Raw genomic sequence first — 19,782 nt, 5'->3', positions numbered from 1 at the left:
ATATTATAGTAGAGGTAGATTAAGGGTATTCAGGGGGTGTAAGAATGAAAAGAGTGATATTCATAATTTTTATTTTATTTTCTATAAATATAACAGCTGAAAGCACAGGGTCTCACCATATGATGAACCACCATAAGAGGCACTACATGAAGCAGATGAATGATGATATGGAACTCACAGATGAACAGAGAGAGGAACTCACCTACCTGAGAATGGAGTTTATGGAGAGGGAGAGAGGTATAAACAGAAGGCTCAGGGAGATCAGAGGTCAGATGAATCACTGTATGATGGTAAAGGATGAACAGGACATAGAGAGATACAAAAACCTTCGAGATGAAAGGGAAGAGCTCAGAAGGGAAAGAAGAAGATTAAAGGAAACCTACAAGGAAAATTATATAGAGATAATAAAAAAGCAGTAAGACCCCCATCTTACTGCTTTTTTAACCCAAATAATAAACTTTACTACATGACCTCCAATAATAAAGTTTATTCTTTATTTAAAGCCCCCACAAAAAAGTATACAGGATTTTTAGATCGAATGCAAGCTTTTTGTGTTTAATTGGAATAAAAAATCTATTATTAGAACTGAATCTTTTAAAGGGTATAATTTTTATCATTTTAAGACAATTAAGTGGTTGACTTTAATATGAAGTTGATCTAGTATATGAGTATAAAATCATATAACGAGGAGGGATAGATGGAGATAATAGAGATACTTAAGTTAATTGCAGATATAAACAGGATGAGAATACTAAATATCCTTTATAGCAGGGGAAAGGTCTGTGTCTGCGTGTTGGAGGAGATCCTGGAACTGAACCAGTCCAACCTTTCAAGACACCTGAATAAACTGAAGAAAGCGGGAGTAATCACAGGGGAGAGGAGATCCCAGTGGATAGACTATGAGATCTCAGAGGAATTTTTAAAGGAAAACACCTTTATTAGAGAGATCCTAGAAGAGAGGCTCAAGGGCGAGGTCTTTGTAACCGATTTGAACAAAGCTGGATGTAGCAACTGTTAATTTTTTTAGACAGCTATATGACTTTTTAATCATATAAATTTATAATGAAATCCAACAATAAATTTTTTAAAAATAAATATGATTTTTTAATCATATAAGGAGGAGAAAAATGAAAAAGGAAGCGGGAATTAATTTTTTTGAAAAGTATCTGACCCTCTGGGTAATACTGTGTATGATAGGTGGAACACTAGTTGGAAGATACCTGCCTAAAATCCCAGAGGTACTGGGAAGGATGGAGTACGCCAACATATCCATGCCCATAGCTGTGTTAATCTGGCTGATTATCTATCCTATGATGCTGAAGATCGATTTCAAGAGCATAGTTAATGCTACAAAAAATTTAAAGGGTCTAACCATAACCACAAGTATAAACTGGTTGATAAAGCCCTTTACCATGTATGTTATTGCAGTTTTCTTCCTAAAGGGAGTTTTCGGAGGTCTCATATCTGGAGAGCTGGCAGATGAGTATGTAACCGGGGCAGTCCTTCTGGGAGCAGCACCGTGTACAGCTATGGTATTTGTGTGGAGTAAGCTTACCAAGGGGGATACAGCATACACCCTGGTACAGGTGGCGGTAAATGATCTCATCCTTTTAGTTGCCTTTGTTCCCATTGTAGGATTCCTTCTAGGAGTATCAAATATAACGGTGCCCTATGCAACTCTTCTTCTGTCTGTGGTATTATTTGTAGTGACTCCCCTTGGAGCAGCATGGATAACAAGAAAGGCAGTTGTAGCAGGAAGGGGTATCCATTACCTGGAAAATCACTTTATAAAGAAGTTTGACAAGAGTACAATGACTGGTCTTCTTCTTACCCTTGTAATCATATTCTCATTCCAGGGAGAGAAGCTTCTGACCAATCCAATGGATATACTGCTAATCTCTATACCACTTACCATTCAGACCTTCCTTATCTTCTTTGTGGCATACTTTTGGGCAAGGAAGTGGAAGATGCCTCATGAGGTAGCGTCTCCAGGAGCAATGATAGGAGCCAGCAACTTCTTTGAGCTTGCAGTGGCTGTAGCTATATCTCTATTTGGAATAGACTCCGGGGTGACATTAGCCACTGTCGTGGGACTCCTTGTGGAGGTTCCTGTAATGCTTATGTTAGTAAGAATATCTAATTCAACAAGAAAATATTTTATTCCAAGGGAAGTAAAAGCATAGGAGGAGAGATACAATGAAGATAGTAATAATCGGTTCCGTGGCAGCAGGTACATCTGTTGCAGCTAAGGCAAGGAGAAATAATGAGGAGTGCCAGATAACCGTCTATGAAAGGGATAGTGATATCAGCTACTCTGGATGCGGCCTTCCCTACTATATAGGAGAGGAGTCCATAGAAAGGGACAACCTCACCCCAAGAAATCCCAAGTGGTTTGAGGAGAGATTTAATATGACCCTTAAGACCGGTCACGAGGTCCTCTCCATAGACAGTAAGGAAAAGAAGATTGAGGTAAAAAACCTTGAGACAGAGGAGGTCTTTAAGGATTCCTACGACAAACTGGTAGTAGCTACAGGAGCCACTCCCCTCCTTCCTCCAATTGCAGGAATCGAAAGGGAAAATGTATTTACCCTGAGGAATGTTCAGTCAGCTGACAGGATAATAGATTATATTGTGGAGAAAGCTCCCAAGAAGGCTGTAGTAGTAGGAGCTGGGTATATAGGACTGGAGCTCCTGGAGAACCTGGAAAATCTGGGGATAGAAACTACGGTAATAGAAAAAGAAGAGAGAGCTATGACTAAGATGGACAAAGATATGTCCGTCTATCTAGAGGATTACCTGACTAAGAAGGGAGTTAAGCTTCTCCTGGGAGAGGAGGTAGCAGAGATAGAGGAGGGGGCTGTTAAAACCAGATCTGGAAGAACAGTAGAGGCAGACCTGGTTCTCGTTTGTACCGGTGTAAAGCCAAACTCCAAACTGGCTCAGGAGGCAGGGGTAAAAACCTATTCCAATGGAGCCATAGAGGTGAACCACAGGCTGGAAACAAGTGTGGACAGCATCTATGCTGTGGGGGATGTGGCTATGGCATGGTCAAGGATAAATGGGGAACCCCTCTATGTTCCTCTGGGTTCTACAGCCAACAAGATGGGAAGAATATGTGGAGATGTAATCACTGGAGGTAACCTTAGATTTAAGGGAATCCTGGGAACAGGCATATTCAAGGTTTTTGGTATGGCTGTAGCTCAGACGGGGATGAACGAGGAGCAAGCTCTTGAGAGGGGATATGACGTAGAGGTTATCCACAACATCAAGCCCAACCAGACAGCTTACTTTGAAGGAAGCAGCGAGATGGTCATAAAGGCTGTAGCCGACAGAAGAAGCGGAAAACTTCTGGGGGTTCAGATCCTTGGGGAAAATGGAGTGGATAAGAGGATGGATGTATTTGTGGCTCTTATAAGTAGCGGAGCTACAGTGGATGAGTTCTTCCATCTGGACCTGGCTTATGCTCCACCATTTTCTACAACTAAGGATCCTGTTATGTACACTGGAATGATCCTGGAAAATGCCATCTATGGAAAAAATAAGATTATAACAGTTAAGGAGCTTTGTGAAAACAGGGACAGTTACACTGTGATCGATGTGAGATCTCCTAAACAGTATGAGGCTGCTCATATTCCTGGAGCAATCAATATTCCTCTGGGAGAGCTAAGAAGCAGAGGGAAGGACCTAGACAAAGGAAGAAAGTATGTAGTTCACTGCAATAAGGGAGTTACCGGTAACGCAGCTCACAATGTGATGTTAAACCTGGGGTTTGACTGCTACAACCTATCTGGTGGCTATAAAAACTACGCTGTTCAGACAAAAAAGAGATAGAGAATAAAGAAAAACTCAAGAAAAAAAGAGACGCCTAAGAGCGTCTTTTTTCTTATTTTTTCATGAAATTTTTCCTATTAAAATAACACTAAAAATACTTAAAATAAAGGTTGATTTTTAGGTTAAACTCGTGATATGATTTGGCCTAATTTAAATTCAATATAAGGAAGGAACTATGAAAAAGAAATTATTAGGAATCTTAATCCTTCCCACTCTGGTAATGGCAGGTGTTACAGGAGAGGGAAGCAACCAAACAAAAACTTTTGAAAAGAAAATTTATGCCCTAGAGGATCACAGAACCTCTGCTTTAGATGTAATGTATAGTGGTGAAACCAATGTTAACGAGACCTTTAAGAAAAGTATCACTTCAAAAGGCAACACGGAAGTTAGCAGCTACTCAGCACTAGAGCTTATGCATGAATTTGGAACCGATTCTAAAGAGTATGCCAAGGTTAGAGAGACTTTAAAGGGAGAGGTAGTCCAGGAAGAGGCTTCCACAGCTTTAGAGCTCATGTATAGTAGATTGAGTTAAGATTTTTATCGCATATTTTTAAATAACAATAGAGGCCTGGGGTATCCCAGGCCTCATTTAAATTAATTATTCACACACTTCTCTAATCTTTTCCGGAACCTTCCTCCTGATACTTCCTCTTCTTTTCCAGGTACATCCTGTGGTCTGTAATCTTGATGATCTCGTCCAAACTTTTAAATTCGGTTGTTTTAAAGAGCTCTACTCCCGTCGAGAAGGAGACATCTGAGTTGCGACTTCTATCTAGAAGCCTTTTCCAGACTTCCGATAAGTTACCTTCATGAACCAGATCCACAACCACTAAAAACTCATCTCCCCCTACCCTCAAAAGAAAATCATCTCCTATAAAGGTACTTTGGAGTATTTGACTAAAATCAGTAATATATCTATCCCCTGCCCTATGCCCCTTGGAATCATTTATCTTCTTCAGTCCATCCAGGTCAAAGTAAAACGCTGCCCACTGTGTGGGTTTCTTAGAGGTTATCCTTACCTCTACCATCTCCAAGGCTTTTCGTGTATAGAGACCTGTGAGCTCATCCCTCATCCCCTCCTCCTTGATCATTTGCTTTTCACGCTTAAACTCTTGAAAGATGAGATGGATAAGGGGCAGAGCAAGTACCATAAATAACAGGTCTATAAGTAAGAGCTTAAAGGTTTCCAGAAGAACTGTTTTTCTGTATTCATTTAAATCATATTCCGCCCCGATAAGGTATCTCCTACCATCAGCTGTATTCTTTCCAACTATGAGAGCACTATACTCTCCCCACTTATCCTTGTATCGCCCTGTAAAATCCTCTTCCTCCCCCTGAAGGATCCTGCTTTTAATGGAATAGATGGAGTCATCCTCTGGAACTATCGTTTCCAGAAATATTCCGTAATCTCCATTTTTAAGTTGTCTCATAGGCACACTGCTTGTTGAGTAGGCAAGCTCCTGTGGGGTAGCAACCATGGTATAGACATACTTCATCCCCTCAGAGTTAGCATAGAGGGTCAGCTGTTTAGTCAGCAGTTCATGCTCTGCCAGGGAGATCTCCTCCCCCCTTAATATTCTGTCGTGATAGTCTGCTGGCAGTATGCTCTCTATCAGTTCAATCCCCTTCTCCAGCTCGGAAAGGAGGATATTTTTTTGTCTCTCTAAGTTATACATATAGAATCCCAGTGTTATTGTTATTAACGCAATAATATAGAGGCTTACCCCTATCTTTAATCTTCTCATTCGCTCTCCCTACTTAATCTTTTCCTAAGTTGTTCCTCAATATCATATTTAAATTCCCCTATAATCAACTATTTCTTTGATCCTTCTCCCTTCATCTAAATTTAGACAAACAAAAAAAGAGGGGTGAATCCTATCCTCTAAAAAAGTTTGGCAACTGGCTGTCATATCTCAAATGGACTTAGACCCTCTAGCTTTGCGTCACAGCATTTCCACTGCTTTGCCTTTTTCAGAATTATTGAGTTTAATGATATTATATTTGAAAATACCTAAAAAAACAATAAACTTTTACATAATTGAGCCTCCTAGGTGTACTATCAAGGTTCCAAGGAAAAAACTTAATTTGAATCACTCCTCTAAATTTTTTTAGAAGACGAGTCTTCCTGACTTCACCTTCATCCTTCCCTGTGAAGAAAAGAAAATAATTTAAAGCCCTCATCTCTTATGGTATAATATAAAATATTAAAAATTTCAAAGGAGAATAAATGTTATATATAGAACGAATAAAAAGAGCTGGTAGGGTTACCTTTATCGGTTTTCTTCCCTTCATTGTGGTTTACTACACCTTGGGACTATCTCCAGCAGTTTTATCTGGCATAGGAGCTGTCCATACATACTTTGTAACCTCCAAGGGGTTTAATAGAAGGAGGGTAGTTCTGCGTACTGTAAAGCTTATACTGGGTATCAACCTTGCTGTACTCTTAGCCCTTCTCACTATGGGAGGAGTCTTCCCCCTCTTAACTATAACCTTCCTCTTCGTGGGAGTAGTTACCTTTTTTTCCTTTGAGGAGTACCTCGGTGGTTTTATGGCTCACCGCCCCATACTCCTTATCTACCTCCTCTCTCTTTCAAATAAAAGCCTTGCAAGCTCTTTAACCAACATGGCTGGAGTTTCTATTGGGATTATATTAAGTGTGATGACACCCCAGATCCTTTGGGCGGCTGATCCAGACAAGATAATGAGGGGTCTTGTAGAGGATTATCTAGATAAGATTTTAGGGGAAGTAATGAGCTACAAAAGTAAAAAAAACACCTCAAAGGTAAGAGAAGAGACAAGGGCTTCCTATCAGAAGTTCCTTGGTGAGTTTTATAAAAGTTCATATGGTCCTCTTCTGAGCACTTCCCACGGAAGAGATCTCTTTGATTTTGCCTTAGCCCTCCACAACTATATAGAATGCATAAGAAGGGACTTCAACAGAGATAAAATCACTTCAGAAAAGCTTCTAAGGTCTGAAACCTTCATCAAAGGCCTAAAGAAACTCAAGGGGACCAGCGAGGCTTATCCTGAGCTTGAAAATACCTTAGAGAAGATATTGGTGGACAAAAAGATAGATCTGATAGCTCCAAGGGATTCTGGAAGTAGTCCTTATCACCCAAGCAGTAAAAACTATTTCCTATGGCTCAAAAGGGCTTTAAATCCTCACTCTGCAAGATTTAGATATGCAATGAAGATGTCCATAGTAGTAACTCTCGGAGTTTTTCTGGCAAGGGAGTACTCCCTGGAAAAATCCATATGGCTGCCTACAACCATGCTAGTACTAACCCTTCCCTACAGCAAGGATACAAGAAGAAAGACTATTAACAGAATAGCAGGGACTCTTCTGGGAATCCTTTTAGCCAGCATTGTAATTCCTCTAATTGAGACAAACACCTTAAAGGCTGTTCTGGCTATATCTTCATTTTTTCCTGCATTCTTCTTTCTGGGAGTGAACTATCCTGTAATGGTTATGTTTACCACTCTGAGCACTATATTGATGACCATCTCATACCTGTCCCCAGAAGCCGTCTACCTCCAAAGGGGATTTTACACGATCTTGGCAGGAGTAATTGTTGTTGTAGCTGAGTACCTCTTTTTAGACAGGGAGCATATGGGAATAAAGATACGGTTAATAGCCATGTTTAAAAATGACCTTTTAATTTTAAGGAGGATCGACGGGCTCCACAGAGAGGAAAAAAGGGAGCATATTGATGATCTTCTATTAAAGGGATACCTGTATCGGGAACTGCTGATGAGAAGAGTTAAGGAGATAGATAATACTCAGTATCAGAGAATTATAAGAGGCTCCGGGATATTTATGGATAAATTGATGTTTCTCTATTCTGAGTTTAAAAACCAGAGTCTTAGTGAAATCCACATTGAGGATCTCAGGATAATGGAAGAGTTCCTAGAAGCTTATATCTCTTTTATTGAGAGGGGAGAAAAGGAGAAGCTATCCTTGATCCTGAATAAAATTTTAGAGGACCTAGAGTGGAAGGAGAGGAGTACAGTTGAAATTTCAGAACTCCTGAACCACTTTATGGAGGGAGCTAAGGAGTAGCAAATTTCTTCCTTCCCTTTGTTCCACTTTTTTAGATGTAATCCATTAAAGAGATCCCTTGACATTTTAATTGGAATAAAATACTATTCAAAAAACACTGTAAAAGGGGGAGTGAAAATGTATTTAAGGGAATTGACTCTGGATGAACCCCAGGAGATCTATGAACTAATAATGGATGTTAATGGTGAGGAAGCTGGCTTTATGATGGACCAAGTTTCAGAGGAAGATTTTTTGGAATTTCTCAAGAAAAGACACGATGAGGCAAGGGGAATAGATCTCAAACCTGGAAGGGTTCCCCAGACTATCTATTGGTTCTATGCTGAGGAAAGGCCTGTGGGGATAATAAAGGTGAGGAGAACGTTGACAGACCATCTCCTCAAGCGTGGAGGAAATATTGGGTATTATATAAGAAAGGACTACCGTAGGGCCGGATATGGGAGGAAGATGTTAGGTATGTGCTTAGAGATCCTCAGAAACGAGGGAATGGACAAGATTCTTATTACATGTGATGAGGACAATAGAGGCTCCCAGGGGGTTATAAGATTAAATGGCGGGGTGCTGGAAAACTCCGTAGAGGGGACAAGAAGGTATTGGGTAGAGCTCTAGCAACTTATTAAAACTCAAATAAAGCAAAACCTAAATTAAAGATTAGCCCATAAATTATTATGAGAAAGACATAGAAAATACACAGAAGAGCAGTATTATATCTGTGTAGTAGATAACAGTTGAAAGATATTTCGTAAAAACTCCCAGAAAAAGGTGAAGGCCCCCGTCTTCACCTTTTTTGTTTAAAATTAAAATCCTGACATAACCTTTTATTGTGACAGGATAATGACACCACTTAGAAGTAATTCTTCATCCCCCAGTCACTTCCCTGTCAAAGTTCTTCTATAAAATAAAACCATAGAAACAGTAAAAAGGAGGAAACAGTGGATGAATAAAATAATAGTTTTAGGTGTATTGTGTATCGGTGCCCTATCCTTTGGGAGAGATTTTGAGTACCATGAAGTTAGGGATATCATCAAACCCATGAAAAGTTCCCTAGAGAAACTTAATCAGTTAACCCCCTGAGGAGTGGGAGGCAGAGAGGGAGGATATGAATAAAAATATAGAAAGATATGCAGATTTTTATGCAGAGTTATAGATATACTCCCCTTTACTAAATTAAGTCAAATATAAACATGAGCCCTATTGGGCTCTTTTTTATTGCTTTATATTAAATGTCCTTACTTAGTATCTTTTCTATGAGAGGTGAGAAGATTAAGAGTTTTTTCATCTTGCTCATCTTGAGGTTATGTGGAGGAATTATTCAGAATATCATGTATATTCAAGCTAGATAAATAAGCAAGAAGGAGGAAGTAACTGTGAAAAGACTATTTATAATTACCTTTTTATCGATAGTTTCCACCTTAACTTATTCAATGGAGCTTGAGTTGAAGCTTGGTTTAGATCTATACAGGAAACTTTCAGTAGATGCTGAGGGGCACACTCCTACAGGAATATATCCAGGAGGAAGTATTGGTCTAGAGGCTCTAGTACATTATAAAAGTTCACTTCGATATGGCTTGGGAATTGTATGGCATAATTCTGCCAATGGAAGTAATGGTTATGAGGGTCATAGTACAAGTCCTCTCTATCTAGTGGGGAAATATAAAGTTAGGGGTGATCTGTATTTAATTGGAAGAGCTGGCTGGGCATTTGCCAAGGCTGGAGATGCAACAGACGTAAAGGGGGCAGATGGAGGTCTCTACGGTGCCTTTGGAATAGGAAGGGAGTTTTCAAATAATAAAGTAAACCTCGAGTTCCTCTATGAGATTATGAAATACGAGTATAATACACGTTTTGCAACAGAGGAGGATGGATACTATCAAATCTTTTCTCTCATATTTAGTTACAAACTTTGGGCTGTTAACCAATCTTAAAAAGCATAAAACATCTATATTTTACTCCTTCTTATATCACTGAAATATTACAGATTTCTTCATTTAAGATGTTTTTAAGAAATGAAGTGTATTGTTTAAAAAGGAGTCGTTATGGGAAGGAGGTTAAGATATGTCATTAGAAAAACTTTATGGAAACAGAACCTTTAAAGGACGTTTCCTTTGGGAAACTACATATACTGAAAATGACTGGAAGATTCAGCATCACAGAACTAAATTTTTAAGTAGAGATTCAAAACCCTATAGGTTATTAGACCCAGAAAACCACCTCATAGCCTCTGCTGACACTGAAAAGGAACTAAAGGAATACTTAGATCACATAGTTGAACACTAAAGATTAATCGCTATCTATATTACATAAAAAAGGAGTAGTAGTACTACTCCTTTTTTAATCTTTTCACTATAAAGTTAAATCTATTCTCCTTTAATGAAAGGGAAAAGCTCCTCTACTCCTTCACGATCTCAGTATCCTGCTCTTCCTCACCCATCTCAGTGGTTATAAGGGTCTCTGCAAACTTATAGCCTAGCGCCAGAACTACTGCTCCTACAAATAGTCCCACTATCCCCCAGTTCAGGACTCCTCCCATGGTTCCCACAAAGATAACCAGGCTCGGAACCTCCAGTCCCCTTCCAAAGAGCATAGCTCTGAGAGGTGTATCACCGAAGGTTATAACCAGTACCCATATTGAGAAGAGGATAGCTGTTAGCAAGCTCCCGGTAGCAAATAGATAGACTGCTACAGGGCCCAGAACTATCATCGGAGGCAGCTGTACCACACATATAAAGATAGTTAATACAGTCCATATCCCAGCTCCTGGAACCCCTGCAAGACTCAGTCCTATACCAGCTGCAAGTCCCTGGATTACACCTACACCTATTATCCCCTGCACAACACTTCTTATGGTTCCTGCTGCAAGGCCTGTAAAATCTGAGATATAGTCTCCCAGTAGGACCTTCGATACCTTCTCAGATACCCGACCGGCCCCCCTTCCATAGAGTAAAAATATTCCAGCCATCACTATGGAAATTATAGTCTGAAATACACTCACTCCCATATTCCCTGCAAAGGTCAGAACTTTGGGAGCCATACTTTTTATGTGGGGAAGGGCATACTTCACAACCTCCATCATATTTGTAGAGGCCATATACCAGCCTTCATAGAGGCTTTCCCCGATTACCGGTATCTCCTTTAGCTCCTCTCCTGGAGGTGGGATTACCACCTTACCAGCTTCCAGAAGCCCTGCCAGCCCCTCCAGGGACTTAGCCGCATTAGCTGTGAGCATCCCCACTGGCAGTAGAAGGATAAGAATGAGAGCCAGACACATACTCACTGCTGCCAAGGCCTCCCTTCCTCTAAAGATCTTAATCAACCTGGTGTATGCTGGATAAGCTCCTATAGCTATTATTGCCCCCCATACTCCTATGAGCAGCATGGGCTGTATTATCTTAAAGCTCCAGACTACAAGAAGCATAAGGGTTCCCAGTTTCAGGGAAAGCTCCACAACTCTCCTTGTTTGCTCCTGTATATTCATAGAATCAACCTCCACTTCCATTTAAAATATCTCTACTCCCCTTCTCTTTAAAGGAATAGCCCACACTCCCAGATAGACAGCTGAAAATGCCACAAGCTTTAAAATTGTATTCTCTATGAAAAAGCTCGCCAATATGGATATCACAACTGCTGCTGCTACCATTCCAGTAAACCTTCCTACCCTTCCTATATCTATCTTCAGGTACTTCCTCCTGAAGAAGATAAGAAGCAGGATAAAGTTTACTCCAGAAGCCACAGCTGTAGCCAGAGCCAGTCCCATGTGCCTCAGCGGTCCTATAAGAAGGGCATTTAAACATATGTTTATAAGGATGGAAATTATAGAAAACTTTACCGGATCCTTGGTATTCTTCATTCCATAGTAGGCCCTGCTGATTAAGTGGGTTCCCGTATAGAAATAGAGCCCCAATGAATAGAAGAGAAGGGCCTGGGATGTTACCAGTATTGCCTCTGGACTATACCTTCCCCTGGAGAACACCAGCTCTATTACCTCTACAGAATACATTGTAAATACCGCCATAGATGGCAGTATAAGGAACATCAGTATATTCATCCCCTTAATAAGCTTATCCTCTACCTGATCGAAATCCTTCCTCTCCATGGCTCTGGACATTGTAGGGTACACAACAGTAGCCAGGGATATCCCAAATACTCCCAGGGGAAGGTTATAGAGTCTCGTAGCATTTTCAAGGGCTGTTACTCCCCCTGATTTCAGATAGGAAGCAAAGAACTGATCCACCACTGAGTTTATCTGCCTTGCAAATATTCCAAGGAGCATAGGTATAAGCAGCAGAAATATCCTTTTAAGGTAGGGATCCTTAAAGTCTATCTTAAAGCTGTATCCTTTGACTATCTTAAAGAAGCTCGGCAGTACCACAAGAAACTGAAGTATTCCTCCAACGAGAACTCCTGCTGCCAGAGCTTCTATTCCAAACCTCCTACCAAAAAGGCTCGCTGAAGCTATCACAGCCATATTAAAGAGAAGGGATGTGCTGGCTGGGATCAAAAACTTCCTAAAGTTATTTAGTATCGCAGCTATCATTCCCGACATCCCTATAAAGAGAAGATAGAAAGCCATTATCTTAAGAAGTTCCGAAGCTATCTCCTTTGTCTCTGCAGGGTATCCCCGAACTATAATCTCTATTATCTCCTTGGAAAATATCACCGTCAAAAGAGACAAGATGGTTGTCACTACAAAGAGAAGATTTAGGATGGAGTAGATGAGGACCTTTCCTTTCTCCTCACCCTCCTTCTGCACCCTTTCATTGTAGAGGGGGATAAATACCGTCCCCAGTGCTCCCTCTCCCAGTACCTGCCTGAACAGGTTACTTATCTTAAATGCACTGAAATATGCATCTGTAAACTTACTTGCTCCAAAGTAGTAGGCTATAAGAATTGTTCTGAACAACCCCAATACCCTGCTTGCCATGGTTATCATCATTACCAGTATTCCGCTTTTAAACATCTTTTCTACCTTTCATCCCTTCAATTAAATTTTTTTCTGACTTCATCTGCTGAAATTAAAGGGTTTCTAATTTCACTATATATTAAGAAAGGGTGACAAAGCCACCCTAAACAAACTTTAATTCACTTTCCTCGATAACTATACTGTTACTCTTATAGAGCTCCAGTACTGCAAGGAAGATATATACAAGGTGCATCCTGGACCTAGCTCTCTCAAAGATACTTCCGATACTCACCCTTGCTCTTTTTACAAAGGCCTGTATACCATCTATCTCTTCCTTGATGGTAAACTTCTGCTCCACATTTATATGGAGGCTCTCCTTCTCCTCGTCCTCCAGATACTTGCTGTAGGCTTTGAAGATTCCCTCCAGGGTAAGGGTACGTATATCAAACTCCTTGCTGGCAGTTTTAACTATCCTTCTTCCCTCTCCCAGGGAGTAAGGCTTATTGTATACCCTCTCCATCTCCTTGAGCTTCTCACTTATCTCCTTGAAGAACTTATACTCCTTCAGCCTCTTGGAAAGCTCCTCCTCTCTCTTCTCCTTCTCCCTCATGCTGAGGATGGAAAGAGCTTTGATCTCCAGCAGTTCACTGGCTATTATGAGAAACTCCACCTTTATATTCAGGCTGTCCCTCTTGGCATTGGAGATTACATGGAGATACTCATCTATCAGTTTAGATATCTCTATCTCCTCTATGGACAGCTCCTTCTTTTGTAGAAGGTGAAGAAGAAGGTCCAGAGGTCCCTCAAAGTTGTCTAATTTTAACTTAATTTCCTCCATCTTCTACCTCTTTTACATACTCCTTCCACATGAGTACATCATTTTTTATGGCTTCCCTCAGCTCCTCCATAGAGGAAAACTTTTTCTCCTCTCTGAGATACTTCTTGAGCTTCAGGTATATCTTCTTTCCATAGATATACTCATCAAAATCCAGGATATGGACCTCTATACTCTGCTCCCCTGGCTTCAGTGTGGGGTTCTTCCCGATGTTAACCACTGCATCCCTCTCAAAGTCCTCTCCCTCTACCCTTACCTTGGCCCCATAGAGCCCAAAGGGAGGATAGACCTTATTTAATATACTCAGGTTGGCAGTGGGGAATCCCATCTTCCTACCCAGCTTCTTTCCATGGACTACCTCTCCTATAATAAATACAGGATATCCCAGAAACTTCTCCACCTCATCGAGCTTACCTTCACTTATGAGTCTCCTTATGAGGGTGGAGCTTATTACCTGGTCGTTTTTCTTTACAGGCTTTATCTCATTCACCTCTATTCCAACAGCCTTCCCCAGATCCTTGAGATCCTTGGTCTTTGCAGCTCCCCCCTCTCCAAAGGAGAAGTTAAATCCCACAAATACCTCTCTGGCTCCTAGCTTTTCGTGGAGAAGATCCTCCACAAAGTCAAGGGGGCTTATGTGTGCAAACTGCTTGTCAAAGGGCTGAAATACCACATAGTCCACCCCTAGCTTCTCCAGCACATGGATCTTTTCCTCCTTGGAGTTTATCAGTCTTGGAGCGATATCCTTATTTACAATTTCTAGGGGATGGTTGGCAAAGGTAAAGACTAGAGACTTCCCCCCGTTCTCCTTTGCTTTGTTCACTGCTCCCTGTATAACCTCTCTGTGTCCGTGGTGAATACCGTCAAAGGAACCTATTGCCACATAGGTATTTGATACCTTTATGTCTTCTGTAAATATGTTGTCTATTATCTTCATAATTCCTCGCTATCAGTTCTGTGACTTATTTTTTTCCACGAGCTCCTTATAGATCTGCTCTATCCTTCTGAACCTGTTTCTTACTCCCGACTTGGATATACCTATCATCTCTGCCAGTTCCGTGAGGGAAGCCTCTGGGTTTTTAACCCTGAGCTTAGCTACCTCCTCCAGTACGGAACTGAGATTCTGAAGCCCTGTATGTTCTGAAATATAGTCTATCATTTTTATCTGCTTTTTACCAGTATCCAGGGACTTGGTTTCATTGGCTACCTCCCAATTCATCTCCCTGATAGTTTTATTCTTCAGCTCCTTCATCATAATTACCTCTTCATACTTGAAGAACTCCTGAAGGGACCCTATCATCACCATGATATCCATGATATCCTCTGAATTTCTCAGATATACAAGGTGTTTATTTCTCTTCTTGGTCTTAGAAACCCTCTTCTCCTTGAGCTTTAGGAGCTCATAGACCTTTTCTCCTGTACTCTCATCATCTATGAAGAAGTCCAGGGCATACTCCTTATCTGGAGATTTTATATAACCGCACCCAAGGAATACCCCTCTCAAAAATCCACGAAGCTCCGCCTCTATATCAGAAAAATCCTTCTTCTCATACTCATCCATTAGGCCTACAAAGGCATTATACCCTGCCTGCCTGGGGATGGTAATTATATATACATTATGCTCTCCAAACCTTCTGCTTGTTGAGTACTTGATAAATATCTTTAGGCTCACCAGTTCCCTTAAAAAACCGTAGACCCTTTCTGCCAGATCCTTATTTTCAAGTCTTAGCTCTATCCTGTCCTCTAAGAATGAGCTCTTTGACTTTAAAAAAGCAAATACTTCCAGCATCTTCTCCTCAGAGGATTCCACAGGCTTCTTCAGTATCTCCTCTTTTACCTGATGTGTATATGACATCATCGCCTCCTTACTTACTTGGCTTCTGCCCAGTTACTTCCTATGGCCACATTTGCCTCAAGCTCCACTCCTTCAAAGCTTATGCTCTCCTCCATGACCTTTTTTATAATCTCTGCATACTCTGCAGCTTTTTCATCCTTTACCTCAAAGATAAGTTCATCGTGTACCTGCAGGTTCAGAGTTATATCATCCTTCCCCTCTATTACCTTGGCTACCTCTATCATTACCTTCTTAAGTATATCTGCAGCTGTTCCCTGGATCACTGTATTCACAGCCATCCTCTCAGCCTGCTTCTTTATATTGTTGTTCTTGGCTGTAATTCCATCTACTCTTCTCTTTCTTCCAAAGAGGGTTTTTACATATCCCTTTTCCTCTGCGTCAGCTATGATGCTCTCCTCCAGCTCCTTTACCTTTGGATACTGGGCAAAGTATCTGGCTATATACTCCTTGGCATCCTTCTGGGTTATGGAAAGCTCCTTAGCCAGTCCAAAGGCTGTCTTTCCATAGATGATACTGAAGTTTACAATCTTAGCCATGGTTCTCTGCTCTCTTGTTACCTCTTCCCCCTCTTCTAAATCGAAGATCCTCTGGGCAGTAAGAGCGTGGAGATCCAGGTGATCCCTGTATGCACCCATAAGATTTTCATCTCTAGAGATCTCAGCCAGTACTCTCAGCTCTATCTGAGAGTAGTCCAGTGCAAGGAGCTTATATCCCGGTTTAGCCACAAACCCCTGTCTTATCCTTATTCCCTCATCTGTTTTTACCGGTATATTCTGAAGGTTTGGGTTGGAAGATGAAAGTCTTCCGGTAGTTGTTCCCGTCTGGTTAAATGTAGTGTGCAGTCTGTTCTCCCTGTCCACAAGCTTAGGAAGAGCCTCTACATAGGTAGAGCTCAGCTTAGCCAGCTTCCTGTACTCCAGTATATACTCGGCTATCTTCTCTCCCCTGTCTCTCAGGTACTCAAGAACATCTACATTTGTAGAGTATCCCGTTTTGGTCTTCTTTACACCAGTTGTGTCTATGTTGAGCTTCATAAAGAGTATCTCTCCCAGCTGCTTAGGGGAGTTTAGGTTAAACCCCTCTTCGGCTATCTCATAGATACTCTTCTTCAGCTCCTCCAGCTTTACCTTTAGCTCCTCACCGAAGCTCTCAAAGTAGGCTGGATCTATTGCGATTCCCGTCATCTCCATCTGAGCAAGGATCGGCATAAGGGGCATCTCTATCTCCTTGTAGAGGCTTGTAAGATCCTCCTCCTTGAGTCTCTCCTCCAGCTCCTCTGCCAGGTCGTAGACTCCTCTGCTTCTCTTTATTAGAAACTCTCCCATCTTCTCTATATCGACCTTACCAGGCTCCTCCTTACCAAAGACATCCTTGTAGCTCTCAAGCTCCTCTCCAGTTTCATTGTAGATAAGCTGGTCTACCTCCTCCTTTGTGTGGGCTGTGAGCAGATAGTAAGCTATCATTGCATCGAAGGAGATATTTTTTACCCCATACCCTGCTTTTAGGATATCCTTAAACTTATATGAGATAAACTCTACCTTCTCATGGGCAAGAAACTCCACCATAAGTTCCTTAGGGATATTATTAGCCCCTATATAGTCGTGGTGCAGAGGCACATAGTAGCAGCTCCTCTTGAGAGATACAGCCATACCTGCCTCTCCCATTATTATAGCTGCTCTGCCTTCCGATACTGCTTTTTTTACCATCTCATCAAAGTGAGTCTTCTCCCTTATTATGATGGTAGTCTCTGGAGTTTCCTCCGCTGCAGGAGCCTGGGCTCCTCCTCCCATCATCCCAAAGAGGTTCAGCTGAGCCGAATGGTTTTCCGCAGGGGCAGCAGTCTTTGCCTCCTCTGCCTTCTCCTTCAGTCCCAGTTTTTTAATGAGTACTCTGAACTCCAGCTCCTTAAAGAGAGCGTAGAGCTTATCATTTTCTATCCCGTGGGACATGATGTCCAGGTGGTAGTCCAGAGGTACATCTACATCTATAGTGGCCAGGTCACGACTCAGGAAAGCCATCTCCCTGTCCTCCTCTATATTCTTTACAAGGCCCTTTCCGATTCCCGGAAGCTCCACAAGCTTATCCAGGTTCTCATAGATTCCCTCAAGGTTCCCGTATTTTTCAAGCATAGGTACAGCTTTCTTTACTCCTACCTTTCTTACTCCCGGAATACCATCGCTGGCATCCCCGATAAGTCCAAAGAGGTCTGGAATATCTGTAGGCCCCACTCCAAGCTGCTCCTTTACATCCTCATCTGTGGAGAGTACCTTAAATCTCGATTTTCCGTCTCCCTTTCCCAGAAGGGCGATATTTATATTTTCATCCAGTACCTGGGAGAGGTCCTTATCCCCGGTTATGATATATACCTCTACTCCCTCCTCGGAGAGTTTCTTGGCAAGGGTTCCCAGCACATCATCTGCCTCATGTCCCTCTACCTTATATTTTTCCACACCAAAACCGTCTAAAACCTCCTCGATCCTTGGAACCTGTGCTCTCAGGTCATCTGGCATGGGTTTTCTCTCAGCCTTATATCCCTCAAACTTCTCACTTCTCTTCAGGGTATTTCTCTTCACATCAAAAGCAGCACCTATATAATCTGGTTTAAATTCATCTATTACTGCAAGAAGGGTATTGGTAAAACCAAAAATAGCCCCTGTGGGCTCCCCCTTTGTTCTAAAGTTCATATGAGCATAAAAAGCTCTGTACATAATTGCACTTACATCTAAGAGTACTGCTTTCTTCATGGATTATCTCCTTTTTTCCATAATTTATCACCATATTATAGCACAGTAGTTTCAATGTCATCAATGGTTTCATCCATTTCTTTTGACCTTCAAAGGAAGAAGGGATATCAGGTTATTTTTTCCCTGAAATACTCCATAAACTCCCATATATTCACTTCCCTGAGATGGGGTTCCCCTTTAAACCTCCTCCTGGTTCCAGCTCCCCCTTCCCTCAGTAGAGGTTCAGATCGGGGGGGTGCACCTATGATCCTTGGGTTTATAGTCTCCACTGTAGTTGTAGTTGTTTCCCTTATAGTCCAGTATATGACTGAACAGCTATAGTCCCTGGAACATACTGCTTTGACTTCTCCATACTTCAGAGTTATAATCCAGATAAAGAGAGGACGATCTTTACAGGGGGGATTCTTATGAAAGTAAAGTTTACAATGAATGAGGAAATTGTTATTGAAACGGAAGTTACCAGTATAAATATCGATGAAAACGGTTATGTGGATTTCTATACTCCAGACAACTACTACTTCACCACTACCCAGGGACGAAACCCCGGGGTGGAGGAAACAGTTCTCTGGCTGGAAAAATTCGAGGAGGATGAAGAGGAGGAGGCTGTGGATATGGCTGGGCTCCCCCTTTCAGAGGTCTCTATCTATATTATGTTAGCAGAGGATTGGATAGAGGTTCCCAAGGTGGATATATTCGAGAAAAAATAGAAGATTTAAAAACTTAAAAGGGATGGATTTTTCCATTCCTTTTGTGTACTCTATTGCTCGGAGTCTGCTTTTAGGACACTTGGCAGATAAAAAGTGTTTGACTTTTTGTCATATGGGTGTTATAATTAGTTTTCTTTCCGGATGAAGTTGATTTTTGTTCGGAAGATAAGGTAAGATTTTATCTTTAACAACCGGGGAAGACGTTCCCAGAGATTATGTTTTACACAACCCGAAAGTTAAGGGAAAGTACATCGATTTATGCAACAATTTCCGGAGAGGGTGATCCTCTCATTGCAAATCAATTGACTTAACTTTAACTACTTATGTAGTTTTTTTTATTGGCAAATGATTATTGTGGGCATTATGCCCTTTGATACAAGCGAGGTAAGCAGATATGAGTATTATTAACAGAATAAAAAGAAGAGTATATATTGTGGAACACTTTAAAAATATCCAGGAGAACCTTATTAATGAGGACTCCATCATAAACTTAGAGGATACTAGAAACCTTCTCTACAACTACAGAGACGTACTTAGCGGTTATGAGTTCCTATGTTATGACAGAATGATAAGAAAGTTCTAATTTTACGGTTACAGGAAGATCCTGTAACCCTTTTTATTTTTTTGCTCAATTTATAAATGGATAGAGGAATTATCAGCACCTTCCCTTATATAGATAGTTCATATGACAGTTTTTTTCTTGCTATTTAATTAGAGGATAAACTGCAAATAAAAAGTAGCTGCCTACGGGCAGCTTTTTTTGTACTTGCAAGTTTGATACCATATAGGGATGAGTTCTTTAAATAAACCCTTAAAACAAATTCTTTCAAAATACTTCTTTGATTATTGGAGA

At 41.1% G+C, this 19,782-nt stretch carries 19 protein-coding genes and 1 riboswitch; of the genes, 12 read left to right on the top strand and 7 right to left on the bottom strand.

Annotated elements, in window-relative coordinates; translation table 11 throughout:
* Positions 1-44 precede the first annotated feature (44 nt).
* From QMG11_RS17365 to QMG11_RS17345, 5 genes are all read left to right on the top strand, one after another.
* Positions 45-419 carry a hypothetical protein gene (locus tag QMG11_RS17365; protein ID WP_281837591.1) on the top strand — a complete coding sequence of 125 codons (375 nt, stop codon included), beginning with the start codon at positions 45-47 and terminating at the stop codon, positions 417-419.
* Between the two features lie 278 nt (positions 420-697).
* Positions 698-1,018 (top strand): ArsR/SmtB family transcription factor, encoded by a 321-nt coding sequence (locus tag QMG11_RS17360; RefSeq protein WP_281837590.1) that lies wholly within the window; start codon positions 698-700, stop codon positions 1,016-1,018.
* Positions 1,019-1,127: 109 nt separating this feature from the next.
* The gene (gene arsB / locus QMG11_RS17355; protein WP_281837589.1) at positions 1,128-2,183 is read left to right on the top strand and encodes an ACR3 family arsenite efflux transporter; all 1,056 of its coding nucleotides are present in this window, start codon (positions 1,128-1,130) and stop codon (positions 2,181-2,183) included.
* A 13-nt stretch (positions 2,184-2,196) separates the two neighbouring features.
* On the top strand, positions 2,197-3,831 hold the full coding sequence (locus QMG11_RS17350) for an FAD-dependent oxidoreductase (RefSeq protein ID WP_281837588.1): 1,635 nt from the start codon (positions 2,197-2,199) through the stop codon (positions 3,829-3,831).
* Between the two features lie 175 nt (positions 3,832-4,006).
* Positions 4,007-4,363, top strand: coding sequence for a hypothetical protein (locus QMG11_RS17345; protein ID WP_281837587.1), 357 nt, complete (start codon positions 4,007-4,009; stop codon positions 4,361-4,363).
* A gap of 82 nt (positions 4,364-4,445) precedes the next feature.
* On the opposite strand, the gene QMG11_RS17340 is transcribed toward QMG11_RS17345, so the two are convergent.
* Positions 4,446-5,576 carry a GGDEF domain-containing protein gene (locus tag QMG11_RS17340; RefSeq protein WP_281837586.1) on the bottom strand — a complete coding sequence of 377 codons (1,131 nt, stop codon included), beginning with the start codon at positions 5,574-5,576 and terminating at the stop codon, positions 4,446-4,448.
* A 146-nt stretch (positions 5,577-5,722) separates the two neighbouring features.
* Positions 5,723-5,808: riboswitch (cyclic di-GMP riboswitch) on the bottom strand.
* Positions 5,809-6,058: 250 nt separating this feature from the next.
* Between QMG11_RS17340 and QMG11_RS17335 the strand changes: the two genes are divergently transcribed.
* From QMG11_RS17335 to QMG11_RS17315, 5 genes are all read left to right on the top strand, one after another.
* Positions 6,059-7,891 (top strand): FUSC family protein, encoded by a 1,833-nt coding sequence (locus QMG11_RS17335; protein WP_281837585.1) that lies wholly within the window; start codon positions 6,059-6,061, stop codon positions 7,889-7,891.
* A 117-nt stretch (positions 7,892-8,008) separates the two neighbouring features.
* Positions 8,009-8,497 carry a GNAT family N-acetyltransferase gene (locus tag QMG11_RS17330; RefSeq protein WP_281837584.1) on the top strand — a complete coding sequence of 163 codons (489 nt, stop codon included), beginning with the start codon at positions 8,009-8,011 and terminating at the stop codon, positions 8,495-8,497.
* A gap of 327 nt (positions 8,498-8,824) precedes the next feature.
* On the top strand, positions 8,825-8,962 hold the full coding sequence (locus QMG11_RS17325; protein WP_281837583.1) for a hypothetical protein: 138 nt from the start codon (positions 8,825-8,827) through the stop codon (positions 8,960-8,962).
* A 293-nt stretch (positions 8,963-9,255) separates the two neighbouring features.
* Positions 9,256-9,813 carry a hypothetical protein gene (locus QMG11_RS17320; protein WP_281837582.1) on the top strand — a complete coding sequence of 186 codons (558 nt, stop codon included), beginning with the start codon at positions 9,256-9,258 and terminating at the stop codon, positions 9,811-9,813.
* Positions 9,814-9,943: 130 nt separating this feature from the next.
* Positions 9,944-10,165 (top strand): hypothetical protein, encoded by a 222-nt coding sequence (locus tag QMG11_RS17315; RefSeq protein ID WP_281837581.1) that lies wholly within the window; start codon positions 9,944-9,946, stop codon positions 10,163-10,165.
* A gap of 112 nt (positions 10,166-10,277) precedes the next feature.
* Here QMG11_RS17315 and QMG11_RS17310 read toward each other — a convergent pair whose 3' ends face one another.
* The 6 genes from QMG11_RS17310 to polA form a co-directional block, all read right to left on the bottom strand.
* Positions 10,278-11,363 (bottom strand): AI-2E family transporter, encoded by a 1,086-nt coding sequence (locus QMG11_RS17310; RefSeq protein WP_281837580.1) that lies wholly within the window; start codon positions 11,361-11,363, stop codon positions 10,278-10,280.
* A gap of 21 nt (positions 11,364-11,384) precedes the next feature.
* Positions 11,385-12,845 (bottom strand): murein biosynthesis integral membrane protein MurJ, encoded by a 1,461-nt coding sequence (murJ, locus tag QMG11_RS17305; RefSeq protein WP_281837579.1) that lies wholly within the window; start codon positions 12,843-12,845, stop codon positions 11,385-11,387.
* A gap of 106 nt (positions 12,846-12,951) precedes the next feature.
* Positions 12,952-13,626, bottom strand: a complete 675-nt coding sequence (locus tag QMG11_RS17300; RefSeq protein ID WP_281837578.1) for a segregation and condensation protein A — start codon at positions 13,624-13,626, stop codon at positions 12,952-12,954.
* Positions 13,613-14,560 (bottom strand): bifunctional riboflavin kinase/FAD synthetase, encoded by a 948-nt coding sequence (locus QMG11_RS17295; protein ID WP_281837577.1) that lies wholly within the window; start codon positions 14,558-14,560, stop codon positions 13,613-13,615. Before QMG11_RS17295 ends, QMG11_RS17300 begins: the two co-directional genes overlap by 14 nt.
* Before the next feature lie 12 nt (positions 14,561-14,572).
* Complete coding sequence (whiA, locus tag QMG11_RS17290; protein ID WP_281837576.1) at positions 14,573-15,478, bottom strand: DNA-binding protein WhiA; 906 nt, start codon at positions 15,476-15,478, stop codon at positions 14,573-14,575.
* A gap of 14 nt (positions 15,479-15,492) precedes the next feature.
* Entirely contained in the window at positions 15,493-18,222 is a 2,730-nt protein-coding gene (gene polA, locus QMG11_RS17285) for a DNA polymerase I (RefSeq protein ID WP_281837575.1), read from the bottom strand.
* Between the two features lie 407 nt (positions 18,223-18,629).
* Between polA and QMG11_RS17280 the strand changes: the two genes are divergently transcribed.
* Positions 18,630-18,929 (top strand): hypothetical protein, encoded by a 300-nt coding sequence (locus tag QMG11_RS17280; protein ID WP_281837574.1) that lies wholly within the window; start codon positions 18,630-18,632, stop codon positions 18,927-18,929.
* Between the two features lie 394 nt (positions 18,930-19,323).
* Positions 19,324-19,512, top strand: a complete 189-nt coding sequence (locus tag QMG11_RS17275; protein ID WP_281837573.1) for a hypothetical protein — start codon at positions 19,324-19,326, stop codon at positions 19,510-19,512.
* The last annotated feature ends 270 nt before the right edge of the window (positions 19,513-19,782 follow it).

This window comes from Propionigenium maris DSM 9537, from assembly GCF_027925155.1.
GTDB classification, from domain to species: Bacteria; Fusobacteriota; Fusobacteriia; order Fusobacteriales; family Fusobacteriaceae; genus Propionigenium; species Propionigenium maris.
This window is presented reverse-complemented; position numbering and strand designations above follow the sequence as displayed.